Origin of the sequence: Pseudomonas sp. UME65, assembly GCF_014170225.1 — a bacterium.
GTDB lineage: Bacteria > Pseudomonadota > Gammaproteobacteria > Pseudomonadales > Pseudomonadaceae > Aquipseudomonas > Aquipseudomonas protegens.
Genome location: NZ_LZZQ01000012.1, coordinates 52621 through 70658, shown reverse-complemented (window position 1 = coordinate 70658; position 18038 = coordinate 52621). Strand labels below are relative to the sequence as shown.

The 18038-nt window shown below is 67.0% G+C and carries 20 protein-coding genes; 9 read left to right on the top strand and 11 right to left on the bottom strand.

Features of this window, described 5'->3' with window-relative positions; all coding sequences use genetic code 11:
- Nucleotides 1-8: 8 nt before the first annotated feature.
- Nucleotides 9-779 carry an ABC transporter substrate-binding protein gene (locus A9971_RS14570; RefSeq protein WP_183000119.1) on the bottom strand — a complete coding sequence of 257 codons (771 nt, stop codon included), beginning with the start codon at nt 777-779 and terminating at the stop codon, nt 9-11.
- A gap of 171 nt (nt 780-950) precedes the next feature.
- Here A9971_RS14570 and A9971_RS14565 point away from each other — a divergent pair, with 171 nt between their 5' ends.
- Nucleotides 951-1727, top strand: coding sequence for an IclR family transcriptional regulator (locus A9971_RS14565; protein ID WP_011060579.1), 777 nt, complete (start codon nt 951-953; stop codon nt 1725-1727).
- A 534-nt stretch (nt 1728-2261) separates the two neighbouring features.
- Complete coding sequence (locus A9971_RS14560) at nt 2262-3317, top strand: permease (RefSeq protein ID WP_015635070.1); 1056 nt, start codon at nt 2262-2264, stop codon at nt 3315-3317.
- 168 nt (nt 3318-3485) lie between these two features.
- On the opposite strand, the gene mnmH is transcribed toward A9971_RS14560, so the two are convergent.
- The 3 genes from mnmH to A9971_RS14545 are packed head-to-tail and all read right to left on the bottom strand — an operon-like array spanning nt 3486 to nt 6059.
- Complete coding sequence (mnmH, locus tag A9971_RS14555; protein WP_183000118.1) at nt 3486-4580, bottom strand: tRNA 2-selenouridine(34) synthase MnmH; 1095 nt, start codon at nt 4578-4580, stop codon at nt 3486-3488.
- On the bottom strand, nt 4580-5614 hold the full coding sequence (gene selD, locus A9971_RS14550; RefSeq protein WP_015635068.1) for a selenide, water dikinase SelD: 1035 nt from the start codon (nt 5612-5614) through the stop codon (nt 4580-4582). The genes mnmH and selD overlap by 1 nt, the downstream gene beginning before the upstream one ends.
- Nucleotides 5615-5657: 43 nt before the next feature.
- Nucleotides 5658-6059 carry a DUF4440 domain-containing protein gene (locus tag A9971_RS14545; RefSeq protein WP_230493591.1) on the bottom strand — a complete coding sequence of 134 codons (402 nt, stop codon included), beginning with the start codon at nt 6057-6059 and terminating at the stop codon, nt 5658-5660.
- A gap of 262 nt (nt 6060-6321) precedes the next feature.
- Here A9971_RS14545 and A9971_RS14540 point away from each other — a divergent pair, with 262 nt between their 5' ends.
- Entirely contained in the window at nt 6322-7278 is a 957-nt protein-coding gene (locus A9971_RS14540; protein ID WP_183000117.1) for a nucleoside-specific channel-forming protein Tsx, read from the top strand.
- Between the two features lie 101 nt (nt 7279-7379).
- Nucleotides 7380-8408, top strand: coding sequence for a purine nucleoside permease (locus A9971_RS14535; protein WP_019094208.1), 1029 nt, complete (start codon nt 7380-7382; stop codon nt 8406-8408).
- Nucleotides 8409-8694: 286 nt separating this feature from the next.
- On the opposite strand, the gene A9971_RS14530 is transcribed toward A9971_RS14535, so the two are convergent.
- From A9971_RS14530 to A9971_RS14520, 3 genes are all read right to left on the bottom strand, one after another.
- Nucleotides 8695-9651 (bottom strand): zinc-binding alcohol dehydrogenase family protein, encoded by a 957-nt coding sequence (locus tag A9971_RS14530; protein WP_183000116.1) that lies wholly within the window; start codon nt 9649-9651, stop codon nt 8695-8697.
- Nucleotides 9652-9692: 41 nt separating this feature from the next.
- The gene (locus tag A9971_RS14525; protein ID WP_015635062.1) at nt 9693-9866 is read right to left on the bottom strand and encodes a DUF1427 family protein; all 174 of its coding nucleotides are present in this window, start codon (nt 9864-9866) and stop codon (nt 9693-9695) included.
- Nucleotides 9867-10262: 396 nt separating this feature from the next.
- The gene (locus A9971_RS14520; protein WP_041117284.1) at nt 10263-11036 is read right to left on the bottom strand and encodes a helix-turn-helix domain-containing protein; all 774 of its coding nucleotides are present in this window, start codon (nt 11034-11036) and stop codon (nt 10263-10265) included.
- Between the two features lie 224 nt (nt 11037-11260).
- On the opposite strand from A9971_RS14520, the gene A9971_RS14515 reads away from it, so the two are divergent.
- Nucleotides 11261-11488 carry a DUF6555 family protein gene (locus A9971_RS14515; RefSeq protein ID WP_011060569.1) on the top strand — a complete coding sequence of 76 codons (228 nt, stop codon included), beginning with the start codon at nt 11261-11263 and terminating at the stop codon, nt 11486-11488.
- A gap of 49 nt (nt 11489-11537) precedes the next feature.
- Here A9971_RS14515 and A9971_RS14510 read toward each other — a convergent pair whose 3' ends face one another.
- Together A9971_RS14510 and glcC are read right to left on the bottom strand one after the other, a co-directional pair.
- Nucleotides 11538-11708 (bottom strand): metallothionein, encoded by a 171-nt coding sequence (locus A9971_RS14510; RefSeq protein ID WP_053157581.1) that lies wholly within the window; start codon nt 11706-11708, stop codon nt 11538-11540.
- A gap of 132 nt (nt 11709-11840) precedes the next feature.
- On the bottom strand, nt 11841-12608 hold the full coding sequence (gene glcC, locus A9971_RS14505; RefSeq protein WP_011060568.1) for a transcriptional regulator GlcC: 768 nt from the start codon (nt 12606-12608) through the stop codon (nt 11841-11843).
- A 231-nt stretch (nt 12609-12839) separates the two neighbouring features.
- On the opposite strand from glcC, the gene glcD reads away from it, so the two are divergent.
- The 4 genes from glcD to A9971_RS14485 are packed head-to-tail and all read left to right on the top strand — an operon-like array spanning nt 12840 to nt 17055.
- Nucleotides 12840-14339: a glycolate oxidase subunit GlcD gene (gene glcD, locus A9971_RS14500; protein WP_041117278.1), complete on the top strand. Its 1500-nt coding sequence runs from the start codon at nt 12840-12842 to the stop codon at nt 14337-14339.
- Nucleotides 14339-15403, top strand: coding sequence for a glycolate oxidase subunit GlcE (glcE, locus tag A9971_RS14495; protein WP_183000115.1), 1065 nt, complete (start codon nt 14339-14341; stop codon nt 15401-15403). The genes glcD and glcE overlap by 1 nt, the downstream gene beginning before the upstream one ends.
- Nucleotides 15404-15406: 3 nt before the next feature.
- Nucleotides 15407-16624 (top strand): glycolate oxidase subunit GlcF, encoded by a 1218-nt coding sequence (glcF, locus tag A9971_RS14490; protein WP_183000114.1) that lies wholly within the window; start codon nt 15407-15409, stop codon nt 16622-16624.
- 23 nt (nt 16625-16647) lie between these two features.
- On the top strand, nt 16648-17055 hold the full coding sequence (locus A9971_RS14485) for a heme-binding protein (protein ID WP_053150549.1): 408 nt from the start codon (nt 16648-16650) through the stop codon (nt 17053-17055).
- A gap of 7 nt (nt 17056-17062) precedes the next feature.
- Here A9971_RS14485 and A9971_RS14480 read toward each other — a convergent pair whose 3' ends face one another.
- Both A9971_RS14480 and A9971_RS14475 read right to left on the bottom strand, forming a co-directional pair.
- On the bottom strand, nt 17063-17515 hold the full coding sequence (locus A9971_RS14480; protein ID WP_041117272.1) for a DMT family transporter: 453 nt from the start codon (nt 17513-17515) through the stop codon (nt 17063-17065).
- A 2-nt stretch (nt 17516-17517) separates the two neighbouring features.
- Nucleotides 17518-18021 carry a DMT family transporter gene (locus A9971_RS14475; protein WP_015635054.1) on the bottom strand — a complete coding sequence of 168 codons (504 nt, stop codon included), beginning with the start codon at nt 18019-18021 and terminating at the stop codon, nt 17518-17520.
- Nucleotides 18022-18038: the final 17 nt, after the last annotated feature.

The window sequence follows — 18038 nt, the reverse complement described above, 5'->3', positions numbered from 1 at the left end:
CGACTGGATCAGTTGAGCTTCCAGTGCTCGATGATGCGCTCCAGGGTGCCGTCGGCCTTGATCGCGGCGATCCCGCGATTGACCTCGGCCAGGGTCTGGGCATCGCCCTTGCGCACGATCAGGCAGACATCGCCCATGACCACCGGCTGGTAGCCCTTGACCAGCCGCACCTTGTTCTGGGTGCCCTGGGCCAGTTGGTAGGCGAGGATCGGCCGGTCGGCGAAACCGGCCTTGATCCGCCCCAGGGCCAGGTCGCGCATCAGATCGGGAATCGAGTCGTAGCCGCGCACTTCCTTGAAGATCCCGCGCTTGTTCAACTCGTCGATAAACACCGTGCCGACCTGGGCGCCGACGGTTTCCCCGGCCAGGTCCTCCATGCGGCGGTAGTCGCTGGCGTCGTCGGCCTTGACGATCAGGCCCTCGCCGTAGCTGAACACCGGGTCGGAGTACTGCACCACTTTCTCGCGCACCGGGGTGCGCAGCATGGCAGCGGAAATGATGTCGATCTTGTTCGAGGTCAGTGAGGGGATCAGTGCGGCGAAGGTGGTCTGCTGGATGTCCACGGCGAAACCGCCGGCCTTGCCCACGGCCCGGGCGGCATCGATCATCATGCCCTCGATGCTCTGGCTCTTGACGTCAAGGAAGGTGAAGGGAATGCCGGTGGCGGTGGCCCCGACCTTGTACAGCGGCTCGGCCTGGGCCGACGCCGAAAGGCCCAGGCCAAGGGCGCAACAGAATGCGAAAACAGCGGGTGCAAGGACGCGAGTGCGGGTGTGCATGGCGAATCTCCCATTGGACGGTTTTATTGTTTGAAGTCCGTGATGGATAGCCTCTGTTGTGGAAGGCAGGAGGCATGAGCCCGACTATAAACAATTTACAAAAATCGTAAAGAGATTTATAAATATCGAATATCGATATTCAAAACACAAAATAACCTGAAAGGACTGGTCATGAGCGATAACAACAACTCCCTTTTCAACCAGTCACTGGAGAAAGGCCTGGCGGTGCTGCGGGCCTTCAACGCCGCGCAACGGACCATGAACCTGGCGGAAATCGCCACGGCCGCCGACATCAACAAAAGCTCGGCGCAGCGCATGATCCACACCCTGGAACAGCTGGGCTACGTGCGTAAGCACCCGCAGACCAAGCGCTTCCAGCTGACCCCGCGGGTGATGGAGATCGGCTACAACTACCTGGCAGCCGACACCCTGGTGGACGTGGCCAACCCCTTCCTCGCCGAGCTGGCCCAGGTCACCGGGGAAACCACCAACCTCACCGAGCCCGATGGCCTGGACATGGTCTATGTAGCGCGCTTCGTGGCGCCCAAGTTCATCCCCATCCACATGCCCATCGGCAGTCGTATCCCGATGTACTGCACCGGCTCGGGCCGCGCCTACCTCAGCGCCCTGCCCGCCGCCGAGGCCCTGCAGATCCTCCAGGCCAGCGACCGCAAGGCCCACACCCGGCACACCCGCACCGACCTGGACGAGATCCAGCGCGAGATCGACGCCACCCAGCGCCGCGGCTATGCCCTGAACCCGGAAGAACTGTTCCTGGGCGACATGGCGATAGCCGCGCCCATCCTCGATGGCAAGGGCTTGCCGGTGGCCGCGGTGCACGTGGTGGTGCCCAGCAGCCGCTGGACCCTGGAAGAAGCCGAACGCAAGCTCGCGCCCTCGGTGATCGAATGTGCCCGGGCCATCCGCACCTCGATTCGCACCCTTTGAAAATCGCTCCCCGCTGCCGCAGGCTCGGGCCGCGTTCGGACGAACGGCCCGTAGGGACGCGACGCTCTCAAGGCCGACAGAGTTCCGACGGGGGATCGCCAGGCAAGGCCCTGCGGGCCTTTGCGCAGCCTCGCTGACGCTCGGCAGCGGCTACAGGGCCAGTGCCGATCCAAGATTGGTGTAGCCGCTGCCGCAGGCTCGGGCCGCGTTCGGACGAACGGCCCGTAGGGACGCAGCGTTCTCAAGCCCGACAGCGCTCCGACGGGAGATCGCCAGGCAAGGCCCTGCGGGCCTTTGCGCAGCCTCGCTGACGCTCGGCAGCGGCTACAGGGCCAGTGCCGATCCAAGATTGGTGTAGCCGCTGCCGCGGGCTCGGGCCGCGTTCGGACGAACGGCCCGTAGGGACGCGGCGTTCTCAAGGCCGATGAGCTCCCGACGGGGGATCGCCAGGCAAGGCCGGACGAGATCGGTTCGCAGCGCGCCGGCGCCAGCGGCTACAATTCGCGCTTATTGTCTTCGTGCGGAATACCTTTCATGTCCAACCTCGCCTCCACCCAGCCCAACCGCGGCTGGGCGTTCTGGTGCAAACCCCTGCTGTTCCTGCTGGTCGCCGCCATCGGCCTGTATTACGTGAAGTGGTCGCCCTACTACCTCAAGGCCTTTGTCGCCGCCGACAGCCACAGCATCGGCGCCTCGATCCTCAACGATCAGCAGAGCTCGCCCTGGAGCGCCGCCCTGGCCTATTCCCAGGTGTACTTCCTGGCCATCTGGAAGGCTGCGGTGCTGGCGGTGATCCTGGGTTCCCTGCTGCAGGTGCTGATTCCCCGGGATTGGCTGCTGCGCCTGTTCGGCCGTGCCGGCTTCGGCTCGACCCTGCGCGGCGGGCTGTTCGCCCTTCCGGGCATGATGTGTTCCTGCTGCGCCGCGCCGGTGGCTGCTGGCCTGCGCCGGCAGAAGGTTTCGGTGGGTGCGGCCCTGGCGTTCTGGATCGCCAACCCGGTGCTCAACCCGGCCACCCTGGTGTTCATGGGCTTTGTCCTGGGCTGGGGCTTTTCCGCCCTGCGCTTGGTGGCGGGCATTGTCCTGGTGTTAGGCGTGTCCTTGGTGGCGCAGCGTGTCGCCGGCCCCGAGCAACTGCCCGAAGCCGCGGTGGATGCGGTGGTGGAAGCCAGCACGGTGAACGACCAGCCGTTCCTCAGCCGCTGGGGCAAAACCCTGTGGCAACTGTTCTGGAGCACCATTCCGATCTACGTGCTGGCGGTACTGGTGCTGGGCGCGGCGCGGGTCTGGCTGTTTCCGCATATCGACGGTGCCATGGGTGACAGCCTGTGGTGGCTGGTGCCGCTGGCGATCGCCGGGACCCTGTTCGTGATCCCCACGGCGGCAGAGATTCCCATCGTCCAGACCATGATGACCCTGGGCCTGGGCACCGGGCCGGCGGTGGCCCTGCTGATGACCCTGCCGAGCATCAGCCTGCCGTCGCTGCTGATGCTGCGCAAGGATTTCGATGCCCGAGTACTGGTGACCGTGGCCGTACTGACCATGCTGGTGGGGATTGTCTGCGGGTTGATTGGTGCGGTGTTGTTGTAGGGCTGGAGGGCCCTTTCGCTGGCAAGCCAGCTCTTACGGTCGGTGGGGAGCTGCCCATGTAGGAGCCGGCTTGCCGGCGAAGGCGATCTCGCGGGCCCCTTCGCTGGCAAGCCAGCTCCTACGGTTGGTGGGAGCTGCCCTGTAGGAGCCGGCTTGCCGGCGAACGAATCAGCGCGGTGAGCGCTGGCGCAGGTAATCGAGCACGGCGCCGTGCTCGCCGCTGAACTCGATCCGCGCGCCCTTGCTCTCGCGCTGGAAGGCGTACATCGGGTCGTAGTATTCGCCCAGCAAGCCTTCGATCCAGGCCCGGTGCCGTTCCACGTCGCCGCTGCGGGCCTGTTCCGCCAGCGCGGCTTCCATCAGCAGGAACAGGCGCTGGTGACGCTCGCCACCGAGGCGCTTGTGGATCTTGTTCAGGCTTTCCAGCAGGCGCTCGGCGAACAGCGCGAAGCCCTGTTCGCCATGCACCGCCACAAACTCGGCGCAGAGGTTGACCACGTAGTCGTCAAGGATCCTTTGCACCCGGTTGGCCAGGCTGTCCTCCAGCCAGACCATGGGCAAGCCCTGCATGCTCTGGTACAGCGGCAGCGGCAAGGCGCAACTGCCGATCATGCGGTTCTCGTCTTCCAGAACAAAGCTCTGCACGCCGCGCTCACGCTTTTTCAGCAGGTCCACCGCCAGGCAGTTTTCGAAGTCGATGTTGCTCGGCTGGCCGGTGGCGCGGCGGCCGAAGCTGGAGCCGCGGTGGTTGGCGTGGCCTTCCAGGTCCAGGGCGTTGTCCAACTGGCCCAGCACTTGGGTCTTGCCGGTGCCGGTCATGCCCCCCAGGAGGACGAAATCGCACTGCTGCAGGGCCTGTTCGGTGGTGTCCAGAAGGAAGGTACGCATGGCCTTGTAACCGCCACCAACCCGCGGGTAGTCAATGCCCGCTTCCCTGAGCCACTGCTGGACGATCTGCGAGCGCAGCCCGCCGCGAAAGCAGTACAGCAGGCCGTCGGGATGGGCTCGGGCGAAATCGGCCCAGGCCTGGACGCGCTGTTCCTTGATCGCGCCGGACACCAACTGATGGCCCAGGACAATCGCCGCCTGCTGGCCCTGCTGCTTGTAGCAGGTGCCGACCCGCTGGCGCTCCTGGTCGGTCATCAGCGGCAGGTTGAGCACCCCGGGAAAGGCGCCCTTGGTGAATTCGATCGGCGCGCGGGTGTCCATCATCGGCCGGTCGTTGAGGAAGATCTCGCGGTAGTCGGTGCAGTCCAGAGACATCAGAACACCTCGACCGCGTGGCTCTGTCGCTCCACCAGCTCGCCAATCGGCGCCAGTTCCAGGCCCAGTTCCGCCGCCAGGGCCAGGAATTCGGCATTGCCTTGCGGGGTTACCGCCACCAGCAGCCCGCCACTGGTCTGCGGGTCGCAGAGCACGCGCTTGTGCAGTTCCTGCACTCGCCCGACCTTGTCGGCGTAGCTGCTGTAGTTGCGCAAGGTGCCACCGGGCACACAGCCCTGGTCCAGGTAGTATTCGACCCCCGGCAGGCGCGGTACGCGGTCGTAGTGAATGCGCGCGGTCAGGCCACTGCCGTCGGCCATTTCCACCAGGTGCCCGAGCAGTCCGAAACCGGTGACGTCGGTCATCGCGGTCACCCCTTCGAGCTTGCCGAAACGGCTGCCGGGCTTGTTCAGGGTGCACATCCAGTCGCGGGCCAGGCCGATGTCGGCGCTGCGCAGCTTGCCCTTTTTCTCGGCGGTGGTAAGCACGCCGATCCCCAGGGGCTTGGTCAGGTACAGCAGGCAACCGGCCGTGGCGGTGTCGTTGCGCTTCATGAAGCGTTTTTCCACCAGCCCGGTGACCGCCAGGCCGAAGATCGGCTCCGGCGCATCGATGGAGTGCCCGCCCGCAAGAGGAATGCCCGCGGCGTCGCACACCGCGCGACCGCCGCGGATCACCTCCCGGGCGATTTCCGGGGCCAGCACGTTCACCGGCCAGCCGAGAATGGCAATCGCCATCAGCGGGTCGCCGCCCATGGCGTAGATGTCGCTGATGGCGTTGGTGGCGGCGATGCGGCCGAAGTCGAAGGGGTCGTCGACGATGGGCATGAAGAAGTCGGTGGTGGAGACCACGCCGCGCTCTTCATCGATGGCGTACACCGCCGCGTCATCGCGCGAGGCATTGCCGACCCAGAGCTTGGGGTCGAGGTTCTGCGCCCCGCTGCCGGCCAGGATCACCTCCAGTACCTGGGGGGAAATCTTGCAGCCGCAGCCGGCTCCGTGGCTGTACTGGGTCAGGCGAATCGGCTCGCTCATGGGGCACCTCGTCAAGTCTGGGACCGGGATTCTAGCAGAGCCCTCAGGCACTTGGCCGCGGCGTGCCCTGATGGAACAGCATCTGCCAGCGCCCCTCCTGGCAGCGCCACAGCGAGCTGCGCCAGGCACTGCTGGCCGCCCGCCCGGGCGCTGCGGCGTTATGGCACAGGTAGGTGACCTGGGCCAGGTCGGCCCCCAGGCACTGCACGGCGAACTCGCTGATGCGCCGTTCGATGAAGACCTGCTGCGGCAGGCTGGCCAGCACCTGGGCCTTGTCCCAGCGCCCGCCGCTGACGCCGAATTCAAGAAAGTCATCGGCCAGCAAGGCCTCCAGCGCCTGGCGATCGGCACGCACTTCGGCCTGTTGCAACTGGCGTTCAAGCATCAGCAGGTGGTCGGACAGCTCCATGGTCACTCCCGAGGTGGTGGCGGGTAAGTGGCGCACTCTAGCATTGCGCGCCTGCACCAGCGCCGGGCCTGGGGGGCGGGCATTGCCCAGGCCTGCAGCGTCCGGCCCTCCCCGCCATCGGCACGCACCCCGCCCCAAGCGCCAATCCCGCGGCCATTCACGCCTTTGTCGCAAGCCGCTGTTTCAAGTTGGTACGCCATATGCAAACGTTTGCGAGTTGTAATTTTGTGGGTGTTCGCCGCCTTCTTTCGAAGTGTCGAGCACAAGGGACTTCACACTGCAAGAACAGGGACTTTCCATGCTCAACCCTCTGCGACGCCATGCGTCCTGCCGTACCCTGGCTGTTTCGTTGTGGCTGGCCGGCGTTACGGGTCTACCCAGCGCCTTCGCCCAGCCCCCCGCCGCCCCGGCGGACGACTCGGCCCAGGGCGAAAGCCTGAGCGCCGATGTGCAACCGGCCAAACAGGGCGCCTACCTCTCCGGCTGGTACAACCAGGACCTGATGCTCATCGGCAGCAAGGACATCAGCTTCGGCCCGCGCCCGGCAGACGACATCTACCTGGAATACGAATACTTCGGGCGCAAGGGCCCCTTCGAGCTGTACGGCTACATCGACCTGCCGAAGATCCTCGACATCGGCAACAGCCACGACAAGGGCATCTGGGACCACGGCTCGCCGCTGTTCATGGAGCACGAGCCGCGAATCTCCATCGACTACCTGGCCGGCCGCAGCCTGGCCATCGGCCCGTTCAAGGAGTGGTACGTGGCCTTCGACTGGATCTACGACCACGGCAGCCGCACCGCCAACCGCGCCAACACCCTCTACAGCGGCCTGGGCACCGACATCGACACCCATTCGCGGGTCAACCTCTCGGCCAACTTCTACGGCCGCTACCAGTGGGAAAACTACGGCGCCAGCAACGAGTATTCCTGGGACGGCTACCGCGCCCAGCTGAAATACATCGTGCCCATCGACAGCTTCAGCAACGGTGCCTCGCTGACCTACATCGGCTTCACCAACTTCGATTTCGGCTCCGACCTGCACAAGGACAACCCGGCCCGCACCGCCAACGCCACGGTGGCCACCAACGTGCTGCTCTATTCCTTCACCCACCTGCGCTTCACCCTGGTGGGCCGCTACTTCCACAACGGCGGCAACTGGGAGGATGGCAGCGTGCTGAATTTCGGCGACGGCGAGTTCCGCGCCCGCTCCAATGGCTGGGGCTATTACGCGGGGATTGGCTATCAGTTTTAAAGCAGCGGCAAGCTTCAAGCAGCAAGACAAGAGCGGTTGCGATGAGTTGCAACCTGGATCAGGCAGGATAAGCGCCGGTTAACGGCAGTCATGGAGGTTGTATGCGTGGGATTCAAAAGGTTTCGTGGGCAATGGGCTTGAGTGCACTGGTGGCTAGCGGCGCCTGGGCCAGTGAGGCACCGATCAAGCCCAAGGTGGTGCTGATCAGCATGTTCGCGCCGGAAGCGCAGCACTGGATCGAGCGCCTGGAGCTCAAGCGCGAGATCCGCGTGCCGGGGCTGGCGGCGGAGTATCCGGTGATTCGCTGCAACGACCGGGAGGTGTGCCTGTTGACCACGGGCATGGGCCAGACCAATGCCGCGGCGTCGACCCTGGCCCTGGCGCTGTCGCCCAAATTCGACCTGCGCACGAGCTATTTCCTGATTGCCGGGATCGCCGGCATCAGCCCCCAGCACGGCACCATCGGCACCGCCGCCTGGGCCCATTACCTGGTGGAGTTCGGCACCCAGTGGGAAATCGACTCCCGGGATGCGCCCGAGGGCTGGCCCACCGGCTACCTGGGGATCAACACCAAGGGCCCCAACGAAAAACCGCCCCTGGACTACAAGACCGAAGTCTTCGAGCTGAACCCCAAGCTCCAGGCCAAGGCCTTCGCCCTGAGCCGCAACGTGGCCCTGAGCGAGAGCAAGGAGTCGGCGGCCTGGCGCCTGAAATACCCCAAGGCCCCGGCCAACCAACCACCGGTGGTGACCCGCTGCGACACCCTGGCGGGCAACACCTGGTTTTCCGGCACCCGCCTGAGCGAACGGGCGGAGGTCTGGACCCGCTTGCTGACCGACAACAAAGGCACCTATTGCACCACCCAGCAGGAAGACAACTCCACCTACGAAGCCTTGCTGCGGGCCAGCCGCGAGGGCCTGCTGGACATCCAGCGCCTGGCGGTGGTGCGCGCCGGTTCCGACTTCGACCGCCCGGCCCCGGGGGCCAGCGAAGTGGACAACCTGCTCAAGTACGCCGACCAGGGCGGCTTTGTCCCGGCCCTGGAAAACCTCTACCGGGCGGGCAACCCCCTGGTGCAGGACATCCTCGGCAACTGGTCGGCCTGGGAAAAGGGCGTGCCCGAGACCTGATTTCTCTCCCGGGAGCGGCCAGGCGGCGTTCCGCTTGCCGGCGATGGAGGTCTCAAGGCCCTCTTCGCCAGCAAGCTGGCTCCTACACAGAACACACAGCGCACGCATCCCCCGTAGGAGCCGGCTTGCAGGCGAAGGCGATCTCAAGGGCCCCTTCGCCAGCAAGCTGGCTCCTACACAGGACACGCAGCGCACGCATCCCCCGTAGGAGCCGGCTTGCCGGCGAAAGCGATCTCAAGGCCCCTTCGCCAGCAAGCGGGCTCCTACGCAGGGATGGCCGCTGCGCTCAGGGGATGAGGATGATTTTTTCGCCGCGCCCCTGGTTCACTTCGGCATAACGCTCCAGCCCCCGCTCCAGCGGCGATTCCACCAGGCCTTCCGGCAGCGGCAGCAGGCCTTCATCGAAATAGCGGCCGAACTGCTCCAGCATCGCCGCGCACGCCTCTACGCCATACAACAGCGAGTTGATCCCCACCACCGAGCCACCCTTGCGGTACAGCGCCAGGGCCGGCAGTTGCACATGGCCGTCCACCGGGGCGGCGATGATGGCGATGCGGCCAAAGGTGGCCAGGGCCGGCACCGAGGCCGGCAGCCAGAAGCCGGTGGTGTCGAAGATCACCTCGGCACCGCCGGCATAGACTTCGGCCACCTGGGCCGCCAGGGTTTCCGGCTGTTGCAGGTGCAAGGTCGAGTAGCCCTGGGCTTCAAGCGCCTGGACCTGCTCCACCCGGCGCGCCGCCGCCAGCACCCGGGCCCCGCGCACCTTGGCCAGGGCCAGGGCCGCCGAGGCCACCGCGCCGCCGCCGATCACCAGCAGCCGGGTGCCACGGGCTACGCCACTGCGCTCCAGGGCATCCCAGGCTGTGGTGTAGGGCACCCCGAGGCTTGCGGCCTGGGCAAAGCTCAGCTGCCGTGGCTTGCGGGCCACGCCCTGGGCGGACAGCACCACGTACTGGGCATGGCTGCCGTCGGCGAAGAAGCCCAGCTCCTTGCCGGTGCCCCAGACTTCCTGGCCCAGCAGTTGCGCCGGCCCCTGCTCCACTACCCCGGCAAAGTCCCGCCCGGGCACCCGCGGCAGTGTGGTGTAGGGAAAGCGCCCGAGGACGTTCTTCACATCACTGGGGTTGAGGCCCGCGGCCTTGATGCGCACCAGCACCTGGCCAGCACCCGGTACCGGGGTGGGCAGGTCCACTACGTGCAGGGCCGCGAGGTCGCCGGTGGCGGAAAATTGCAGTGCTTTCATCGTCGGTTCCATGAGTCGGGGGAGAAAGGAAAAATGCGTGTTCAGGACAGCCAGCTGCCGAGCAACTGGCGCCCCAGGGGCCACAACTGCTCACCGCCGAGCATGCCCAAGAGGCCAACCAGGGCAATTGCCGGCGGTGCCGGAGAACGCACCTGCAAGGCGCCGTAAAGCAGGCCGACCAACAGGCCGGCGGCCAGGGAAATCAGGTAGTTCATGCTGCGCTCCAGAGGCCGTGCGGCTCATGCCGGGGTGAAGTGGCGTGTGCGGCACAGTCTAGGTGGCACGGTCCCGCGGCATCGGCCAAGTGCTTCAGGATTTCGGCCAAGGCCGAAACCCTGGCGGTCGCTTGGCTGGCGTCCGCCTGATGCACATCCGGCGCTCTCCGGATCTTCACGTCTCCTGCGGAGCCGTTCGTCCGAACGCGGCCCGAGCCTGCGGCAGCGGCTACACGACGCCAGGCAGTCCCTGTAGCCGCTGCTGAGCCTGCGAAGCTGCGAAAAGGACCGAAGGGCCTTGCTTGGCGATATCCCGACGAACCTATGGCGGCTTTGAGATTGCCGCGTCTGCTGTGGAGCCGTTCGTCCGAACGCGGCCCAAGCCTGCGGCAGCGGCTACACCTGGCTGGCGCTGGCGTACTGGGAAGGCGCGACACCCAGTTCCCGGCGGAACATGTCGCTGAAGCTGCTGGGGGAATAACCCAGCTCCCGGGCAATGCGGCTCACCGGTACACCCTGGATCAGCTCGGCGGCAGCAGTGGCCAGTTGCACCTGGCGCCGCCATTCGGCAAAGCCCACGCCCAACTGCTCCTTGAACAGCCGCGCCAGGGTGCGCACGCTGGCCCCGGCCGCATCGGCGTGCTGTTCAAAGGAGATGGCCAGGGACGGCGCCGCCATCACCGCCTGGCACAGGCTGCCCAGGCGCCGGTCGGAGGCGTCCGGCAGGGCTATCTTCAATTGCGAGCGGCGAGCCCGGCGCAGTTCCAGCAGGGCCAGCCCCACCAGCGCCTCGTAGTACTCCGGCTGCGGCGGGTCGAGTTCCACCAGGCGCACGATCAATTCGCGCAGCAGGTTGTCCACCTGCAGCACCTGGACGCTGGGGTCCAGGGTCGCCGCCAGGGACGGGCGCAAATAGATGTTGCGCATCTGCAGGTCGCTGACCACGCGAATCCCGTGGCTCACCCCCGGCGGCAACCACACCGCGCGCTGGGGCGGCACCACCAGGGCTTCATGGGGCGTCTCGACCCACATCACCCCGCTCATGGCGTAGAGCAACTGGCCCCAATCGTGTTCATGGGGCTCGATGAACAAGCCCCGCGGATAGGTGCGGGCCAGGGGTTGCACCGGGATCGCGGGGTCGCTGAGGTCGGGGGGTGCGGCTAGGGCCATGGCAAGGTCGCGGCAGGTCGGCGGGCGCCCATGGTAACCAGCCGCCCGGGGCGCCGCCAACCGCTGCCGCACCCATCCGGATGAAGGCCTGGGCGCCGCTCGGGAATCCATTCGGATAGAGCGGCTGGCGGCCCATGACCGTCGGTAGCCCGGGCGGACAATCAGAGTGAATTTTTCCGCCGCGCTAGGATCACTAAAAGATCACAGGGAGGAACCAAGGCTTTATGAACAACGCAAAACTTTTCGTCATCGAATACACCCTCCACGGCGCCCCCAAGTCCTTCATCATCCGCCAGGAAAAGATGGACAACGCCGAGGCCTGGCACTGGGCCAGTTGCGACGCTGGAGTGGGTCGGATAGGACGTTTCGGCCGCGAACGGGTGAAGAAGACCAGCAAGCCCATGGCCGAAAAGTTCGGTATCGAAAACGTCACCTGGCGCCCTTCGGTCTAGGACGCAGCAACGCGGGTGGAGCCGCACGGCCCCACCCGCCGATCCCCCCTCAGCCGTGGGCGCCCTTGGCGCATTTGCAGCCTTCGGTGCAAGCGCAAGGCTCGCCGTGGGCGTGATGGTCGGCGCACGCCTGGCAGCAGTAGTGCTTGCCGTGACGGACGATGGCATGGGCGCCCAGCTTGCAGGTGCAGGCCGGGCAGGCACAGGTTTGCGTGGACATGGCATGGCTCCTCGGGTTCAAGGCTCGGGCCTTTGAGCGGGTGCTTCACCGAGCGCCCCGCTCGGGCCGAGTCCCCACAGGTTAGGCCAAGGCACCGCCCGGCCAGGGCGCACGCGACTGATGGTCGGCCCCTCACTCCCAGCCCTGCAAACGCAAGGTAGCGCGCACCAGCCGCTGTTCTTCGTCCTCGATGTCCCTGAGGTTGCGGGCAATGCCCTGGATATGCGCCACCGCCGCCTTGCGCGCTTGTTCCGGCAGGCGCCCGGTGACTGCGTTGTACAGCCGCGCATGCTGGCGGTCGATCTGGCGCTTGGGCGCCGGGCGGTGATAGAGGTTGTTGACCGAGGCGAACACCGAGTTCAGCAGCAGGTCGGTGAGCGAGCCCAAGGTCTGCACCAGCACCGGGTTGTGCGAGGCCTCGCAGATCGCCAGGTGAAAGGCGTGGTCCAGGCGCGCCAGGGCGGCGGGCTCCAGGGCCTGTTCATGGGCCTGCAGCAGGGCCTGGTAGGCGCGCTCGATCAGCACGAAATCCGCTTCGGTGCCGCGCAGGGCCGCCAGCCGCGCCGACTCGCCTTCAAGCAGGCTGCGCACTTCCAGCAGGTCGTAGAGGGTGCGGGGCTGGGAGCTGAACAGATGCATCAGCGGCGACTGCGCCGCCGGGGCCGACAGTTGCGCCACCTGGGAGCCGCGGCCCTGTCGAGTGTCGATGATGCCCCGCGCCCGCAGCAGTTTCAGGCCCTCGCGCAGGGCCGTGCGCGAAACCCCGAGCTTGGCCGTCAGGCGCCGTTCCGAGGGCAGCAACTGGCCGGTCTTGAATACCCCATCGACGATCAACCGCTCGATCCGTGCGCAGACCAGGTCCGCCACCTGGGGCCGACGCCCCGCTTGCGTGTCCTGCATGCTTCCTCCCACTGGTATGACCAGCCCCGTGCCATTTGTCCGGCTATTCCTGCGCGCCCGCCAAGTTTTTGAAAAACCTTGTTTTTTTGAAAAACCCCGGCCTGCCCTGGAAAACAAAGTGGTTCGACCACTGCCAACGCACATGGACACTAAGGCCCGCCGGGCCAATCATGCAAGGCAGCCGTACAGCATTCGCGACCTGATAAAAACCACACAAGGTCCTTAGCCGCCATGACGATTCTCTACGACGAACGCCTCGATGGCGCCCTGCCCGACGTCGACCGCCAGGCCCTGATCCAGGCCCTGCGCCAGCAGCTACCGGAGCTGGAGCTGCTGGATCAGGAGCAACAGCTCAAACCCTACGAATGCGATGGCCTGAGCGCCTACCGCAGCACGCCGATGCTGGTGGCCCTGCCCCGGCACCTGGACCAGGTGCAGCGCATCCTGCAGATCTGCCACGCCCATCGGGTGCCGGTGGTGGCCCGGGGCGCCGGCACGGGCCTGTCCGGCGGCGCCCTGCCCCTGGAAAAGGGCCTGCTGCTGGTGATGGCGCGCTTCAAGGAAATCCTCCAGATCGACCCCGCCGCCCGTTGCGCCCGGCTCCAGCCCGGGGTGCGCAACCTGGCGATCTCCCAGGCCGCCGCGCCTTGGGGCCTGTACTACGCTCCCGACCCCTCTTCGCAGATTGCCTGTTCGATTGGCGGCAATGTCGCGGAAAACGCCGGCGGCGTGCATTGTCTGAAATACGGCCTGACCGTGCACAACCTGCTCAAGGTCCAGATGCTCAGCGTCGAAGGCCAGCCCCTGACCCTGGGCAGCGAGGCCCTGGACGCGCCGGGCTTCGACCTGCTGGCGCTGTTCACCGGCTCCGAAGGCCTGCTGGGGGTGATCACCGAAGTCACGGTCAAGCTGCTGCCCAAGCCGCAGATCGCCAAGGTGCTGCTGGCGGCCTTCGACTCGGTGGAAGCCGCCGGCCGCGCCGTGGCCGACATCATTGCCGCGGGCATCATCCCCGGTGGCCTGGAGATGATGGACAACCTGGCGATCCGCGCCGCCGAGGACTTCATCCATGCCGGCTACCCGGTGGACGCCGAGGCCATCCTGCTGTGCGAGCTGGACGGCGTGGAAGCCGATGTCCACGACGATTGCGAGCGGGTGCGCCAGGTGCTGGAACGGGCCGGCGCCAGCGAGGTGCGCCTGGCCCGGGACGAGGCCGAGCGCGTGCGTTTCTGGGCCGGGCGCAAGAACGCCTTCCCGGCGGTGGGGCGCTTGTCCCCGGACTACTACTGCATGGACGGCACCATTCCCCGCCGCGAGCTGCCGGGGGTGCTGCGGGGCATCGCCCGCCTGGCCGACGAACACCAGCTGCGGGTGGCCAACGTGTTCCATGCCGGCGACGGCAACATGCACCCCTTGATCCTGTTCGACGCCAACCAGCCCGGCGAGCTTGAGCGGGCCGAGGCCCTGGGGGGCAAGATCCTCGAACTGTGCGTGGCAGTGGGCGGCAGCATCACCGGCGAACACGGGGTGGGCCGGGAGAAAATCAACCAGATGTGCGCCCAGTTCAACCACCACGAGCTGACCCTGTTCCACGCCATCAAGGCGGCCTTCGACCCCAGCGGCCTGCTCAACCCGGGGAAGAACATCCCGACCCTGCACCGCTGCGCCGAATTTGGCGCCATGCACATCCACCACGGGCAACTGCCCTTCCCCGAACTGGAGCGATTCTGATGAACGTGGCCAGCGATTTCGACGCCGCCGAGACCTTGCTGGAACAGGTGCGCGATGCCTTGGCGAGCAACACCGCGCTGCGCATCCAGGGTTCCAACAGCAAGGCCTTTCTCGGCCGTGAGAGTGCCGGGGAAATACTCGATACCCGCAGCCATCGCGGCATCGTCAGCTACGACCCCACGGAGCTGGTGATCAGCGCCCGGGCCGGTACGCCGCTCGCCGAGCTGCACGCCACCCTGGACGCCGCCGGGCAGATGCTGCCCTGCGAACCGCCGTCCTTCGGCGCGGGCGCGACCCTGGGCGGCATGCTCGCCAGCGGCCTGTCCGGGCCGCGCCGGCCCTGGGCCGGGGCGGTGCGCGATTTCGTCCTCGGCACCCGGGTCATCAGCGGCAGCGGCCAACACCTGCGGTTTGGCGGCGAGGTGATGAAGAACGTCGCCGGCTATGACCTGTCACGGCTGATGGCCGGCAGCTACGGCTGCCTGGGGCTGGTCACCGAGGTCTCGCTGAAGGTCCTGCCCAAGCCCCGGCAATGCATGAGCCTGAGCCTGGAAATGGACCGCCAGCGGGCCCTCGCCCAGCTTGCCGAATGGGGCCAGCAGCCCTTGCCCATCAGCGCCGCCTGCCATGACGGCGAACGCCTGCACCTGCGCCTGGAGGGCGGTGAAGGCTCGGTGGCGGCGGCCCATGACCGGCTCGGCGGCGAGCCCCTGGACCCGGGCTACTGGAGCCAGCTCAACGAGCAGCATCTGGACTTCTTCAACCCCGGCCTGCCGCTGTGGCGCCTGTCGGTGCCGCACAACACCCCGCTGCTGCCCCTGCCCGGCGAACAACTGCTGGACTGGGGCGGCGCCCAGCGCTGGCTGAAGACCGATGCCACGGCCGCCGACATCCGCGCCGTTGTCAGCGCCGTTGGCGGCCACGCCAGTTGCTACAGCCACGGCCTGCTGGACAGCCCGTTCCAGCCCCTGGCGCCGACCCTGCTGCACTACCACCAGCGCCTCAAGGCCCAACTGGACCCGCAAGGGATCTTCAACCCCGGCCGACTCTACGTGGAGCTCTAGACCATGCAGACCACCCTCAGCCCCGAGGCCCGGCAACTGCCCCGGGCCGCCGAAGCCGAGCGCATCCTGCGCAGTTGCGTGCATTGCGGCTTCTGCAACGCCACCTGCCCCACCTACCAGTTGCAGGGCGATGAGCTGGACGGCCCGCGGGGGCGCATCTACCTGATCAAGCAGGTGCTCGAAGGCGCCCCGGCCACCGCCCAGACGCAGCAGCACCTGGACCGCTGCCTGTCGTGCCGCAACTGCGAAAGCACCTGCCCTTCCGGGGTCGACTACCACAACCTGCTGGACATCGGCCGCGCCGCGGTGGATGCCGCCCTGCCCCGGCCCGCCGGCCAACAATTGTTGCGCCGCGGCCTGCGGGCGCTGAGCGCCAACCCGCAGCTGTTCAAGGCCCTGATCCATGGCGGCAGCCGCCTGCGCCCGCTGCTGCCCCAGGCCCTGCAGGACAAGCTGCCGCGCCAGGTGCCCAGCGCCAAACCGCGTCCGCCCCTGCGCCATGCACGGCGCGTGCTGCTGCTCGAAGGCTGCGTGCAGCCGGGGCTGTCACCCAATACCAACGCCGCCGCAGCGCGGGTCCTGGATCGCCTGGGCATCAGCGTGCAACCGGTCAGCGAGGCCGGCTGCTGCGGCGCGGTGGACTATCACCTGGATGCCCAGCAAGCCGGTCTGCAGCGCGCCCGGCGCAATATCGACGCCTGGTGGCCGCACCTGCAACTGGGGGCCGAAGCCATCGTCCAGACCGCCAGCGGCTGCGGCGCCTTCATCAAGGATTACCAGCACCTGCTGGCCCATGACCCGGCCTACCGCAGCAAGGCCCAGCGCGTCAGTGCCCTGGCCCGGGACCTGGTGGAAGTGCTGCGGGACGAACCCCTGGAACAGCTCGGCGCCCACAGCGACCAGCGCCTGGCCTTCCACTGCCCCTGCACCCTGCACCACGCGCAGAAGCTCGGCGGCGCCGTGGAAAGCCTGCTGCAACGCCTGGGCTTTCACCTCACCGCGGTGCCCGACAGCCACCTGTGCTGCGGTTCGGCGGGCACCTATTCGCTGACCCAGCCGACGCTGGCGCGGCAACTGCGGGACGACAAGCTGCAGGCCCTGGAAAGCGGCCAGCCGGACCTCATTGCCACCGCCAATATCGGCTGCCAGAGCCACCTCGACGGCGCCGGCCGGACCCCGGTACGACACTGGATCGAAGTGCTGGAAGCCGCCCTGCCCTGAACCTCACGCCCCTGGAGCTCGCCATGCAGCACAAAGCCGTACTGGGTCAAGACGAAGCCCGCCGCATCCTCGCCGCCGCCCGCGCCGAGGCCCAGCGCCACCGGTGGGCGGTGAGCATCGCCGTGGTCGACGACGGCGGCCATCCCCTGGCCCTGGAACGCCTCGACGGCTGCGCGCCGATCAGTGCCTATATCGCCACCGAAAAGGCCCGCACCGCGGCCCTCGGCCGGCGCGAAACCAAGGCCTACGAGGACATGGTCAATGGCGGGCGCAGCGCCTTTCTCTCGGCGCCGCTGCTCACCTCCCTGGAAGGCGGCGTGCCGATCCGCGTCGGCGGCCAGGTGGTCGGCGCGGTGGGGGTTTCCGGGGTCAAGTCCGGTGAAGACGCCCAGGTGGCACTGGCTGGCGCCGCGTGCCTGGAGCGCGATTGAAGCGGGTTCAGGCGCGGCGCACGCTGCTGCGGTACATGAACAGCAGCGCCAGGGTCAGGCACAGCATCGCCAGCAGGCGGCTGGGCGACAGTTCGATGGCCGGGTTGCCGAACCAGCCGAAGTTGTCGATCAGCATGCCCATGCCCAACTGCCCGAGAATCACCGCCACCGTGGCCACCGCAGTGCCGACCCGGGGCACGGCTCCCACCATCACCAGCATGTAGACCACGCCGAACAGCGCACCGGTCAGTTGCCATTTCGGCGCCTGCAGCAGGCTCATGGCCTGGGGCGGCTGGAAAAACACGATCAGCAACCCGGTGATCAGGGCACCCACGGCAAAGGTCAGCAGGCTGCTGCGCAACACACCGACGCTTTCTCCCAGGCGGCCATTGATCGCCGCCTGCACACTCAGCACCGCACCGGCGGCCACCACCACAACCAGCAATAGAAACAGATTCATCTTCAACCTCGGGCAATCAGGATCAGGGCCAGCACAATCAGCGCCAGGGCCAGCCAGCGTTCGGCATTGACCGGCTTGCGGGCGCTGCCGAACCAGCCGAAATGGTCGATCAGCACGCTTTTGCCCACCTGCCCGGAAAGGATCGCGATCATGGTCATGGCAATGCCGATATGGGGCGTGGCCAACGTCAGCACCACCACGTAGATCGGCCCCAGCACCCCGCCCAGCAACTGCCAGCGCGGCAACTGGCTGAAGGCCGGGCCGGGCTGCGGGCCGCTGAACAACAGCAGCAGCAACAGCAGCGCCGTGCCCACGCCGAAGATGCTCAGGGTCGCCCACAAATGGCCCACCTGGCTCCCCAGCGGGCCCAGCAGACCGGCCTCCACCGACAGGCCCATGCCCGCCAGGATCACCAGCGGCAACAGCATCAGACGCTGCCAGCCGGCAGCGGGTACAGCGTTCGCCACCGGGTTGGGCAGCGGTACTTCTATCGTTTCAGAGGACATGCAACACCTGCTCGACA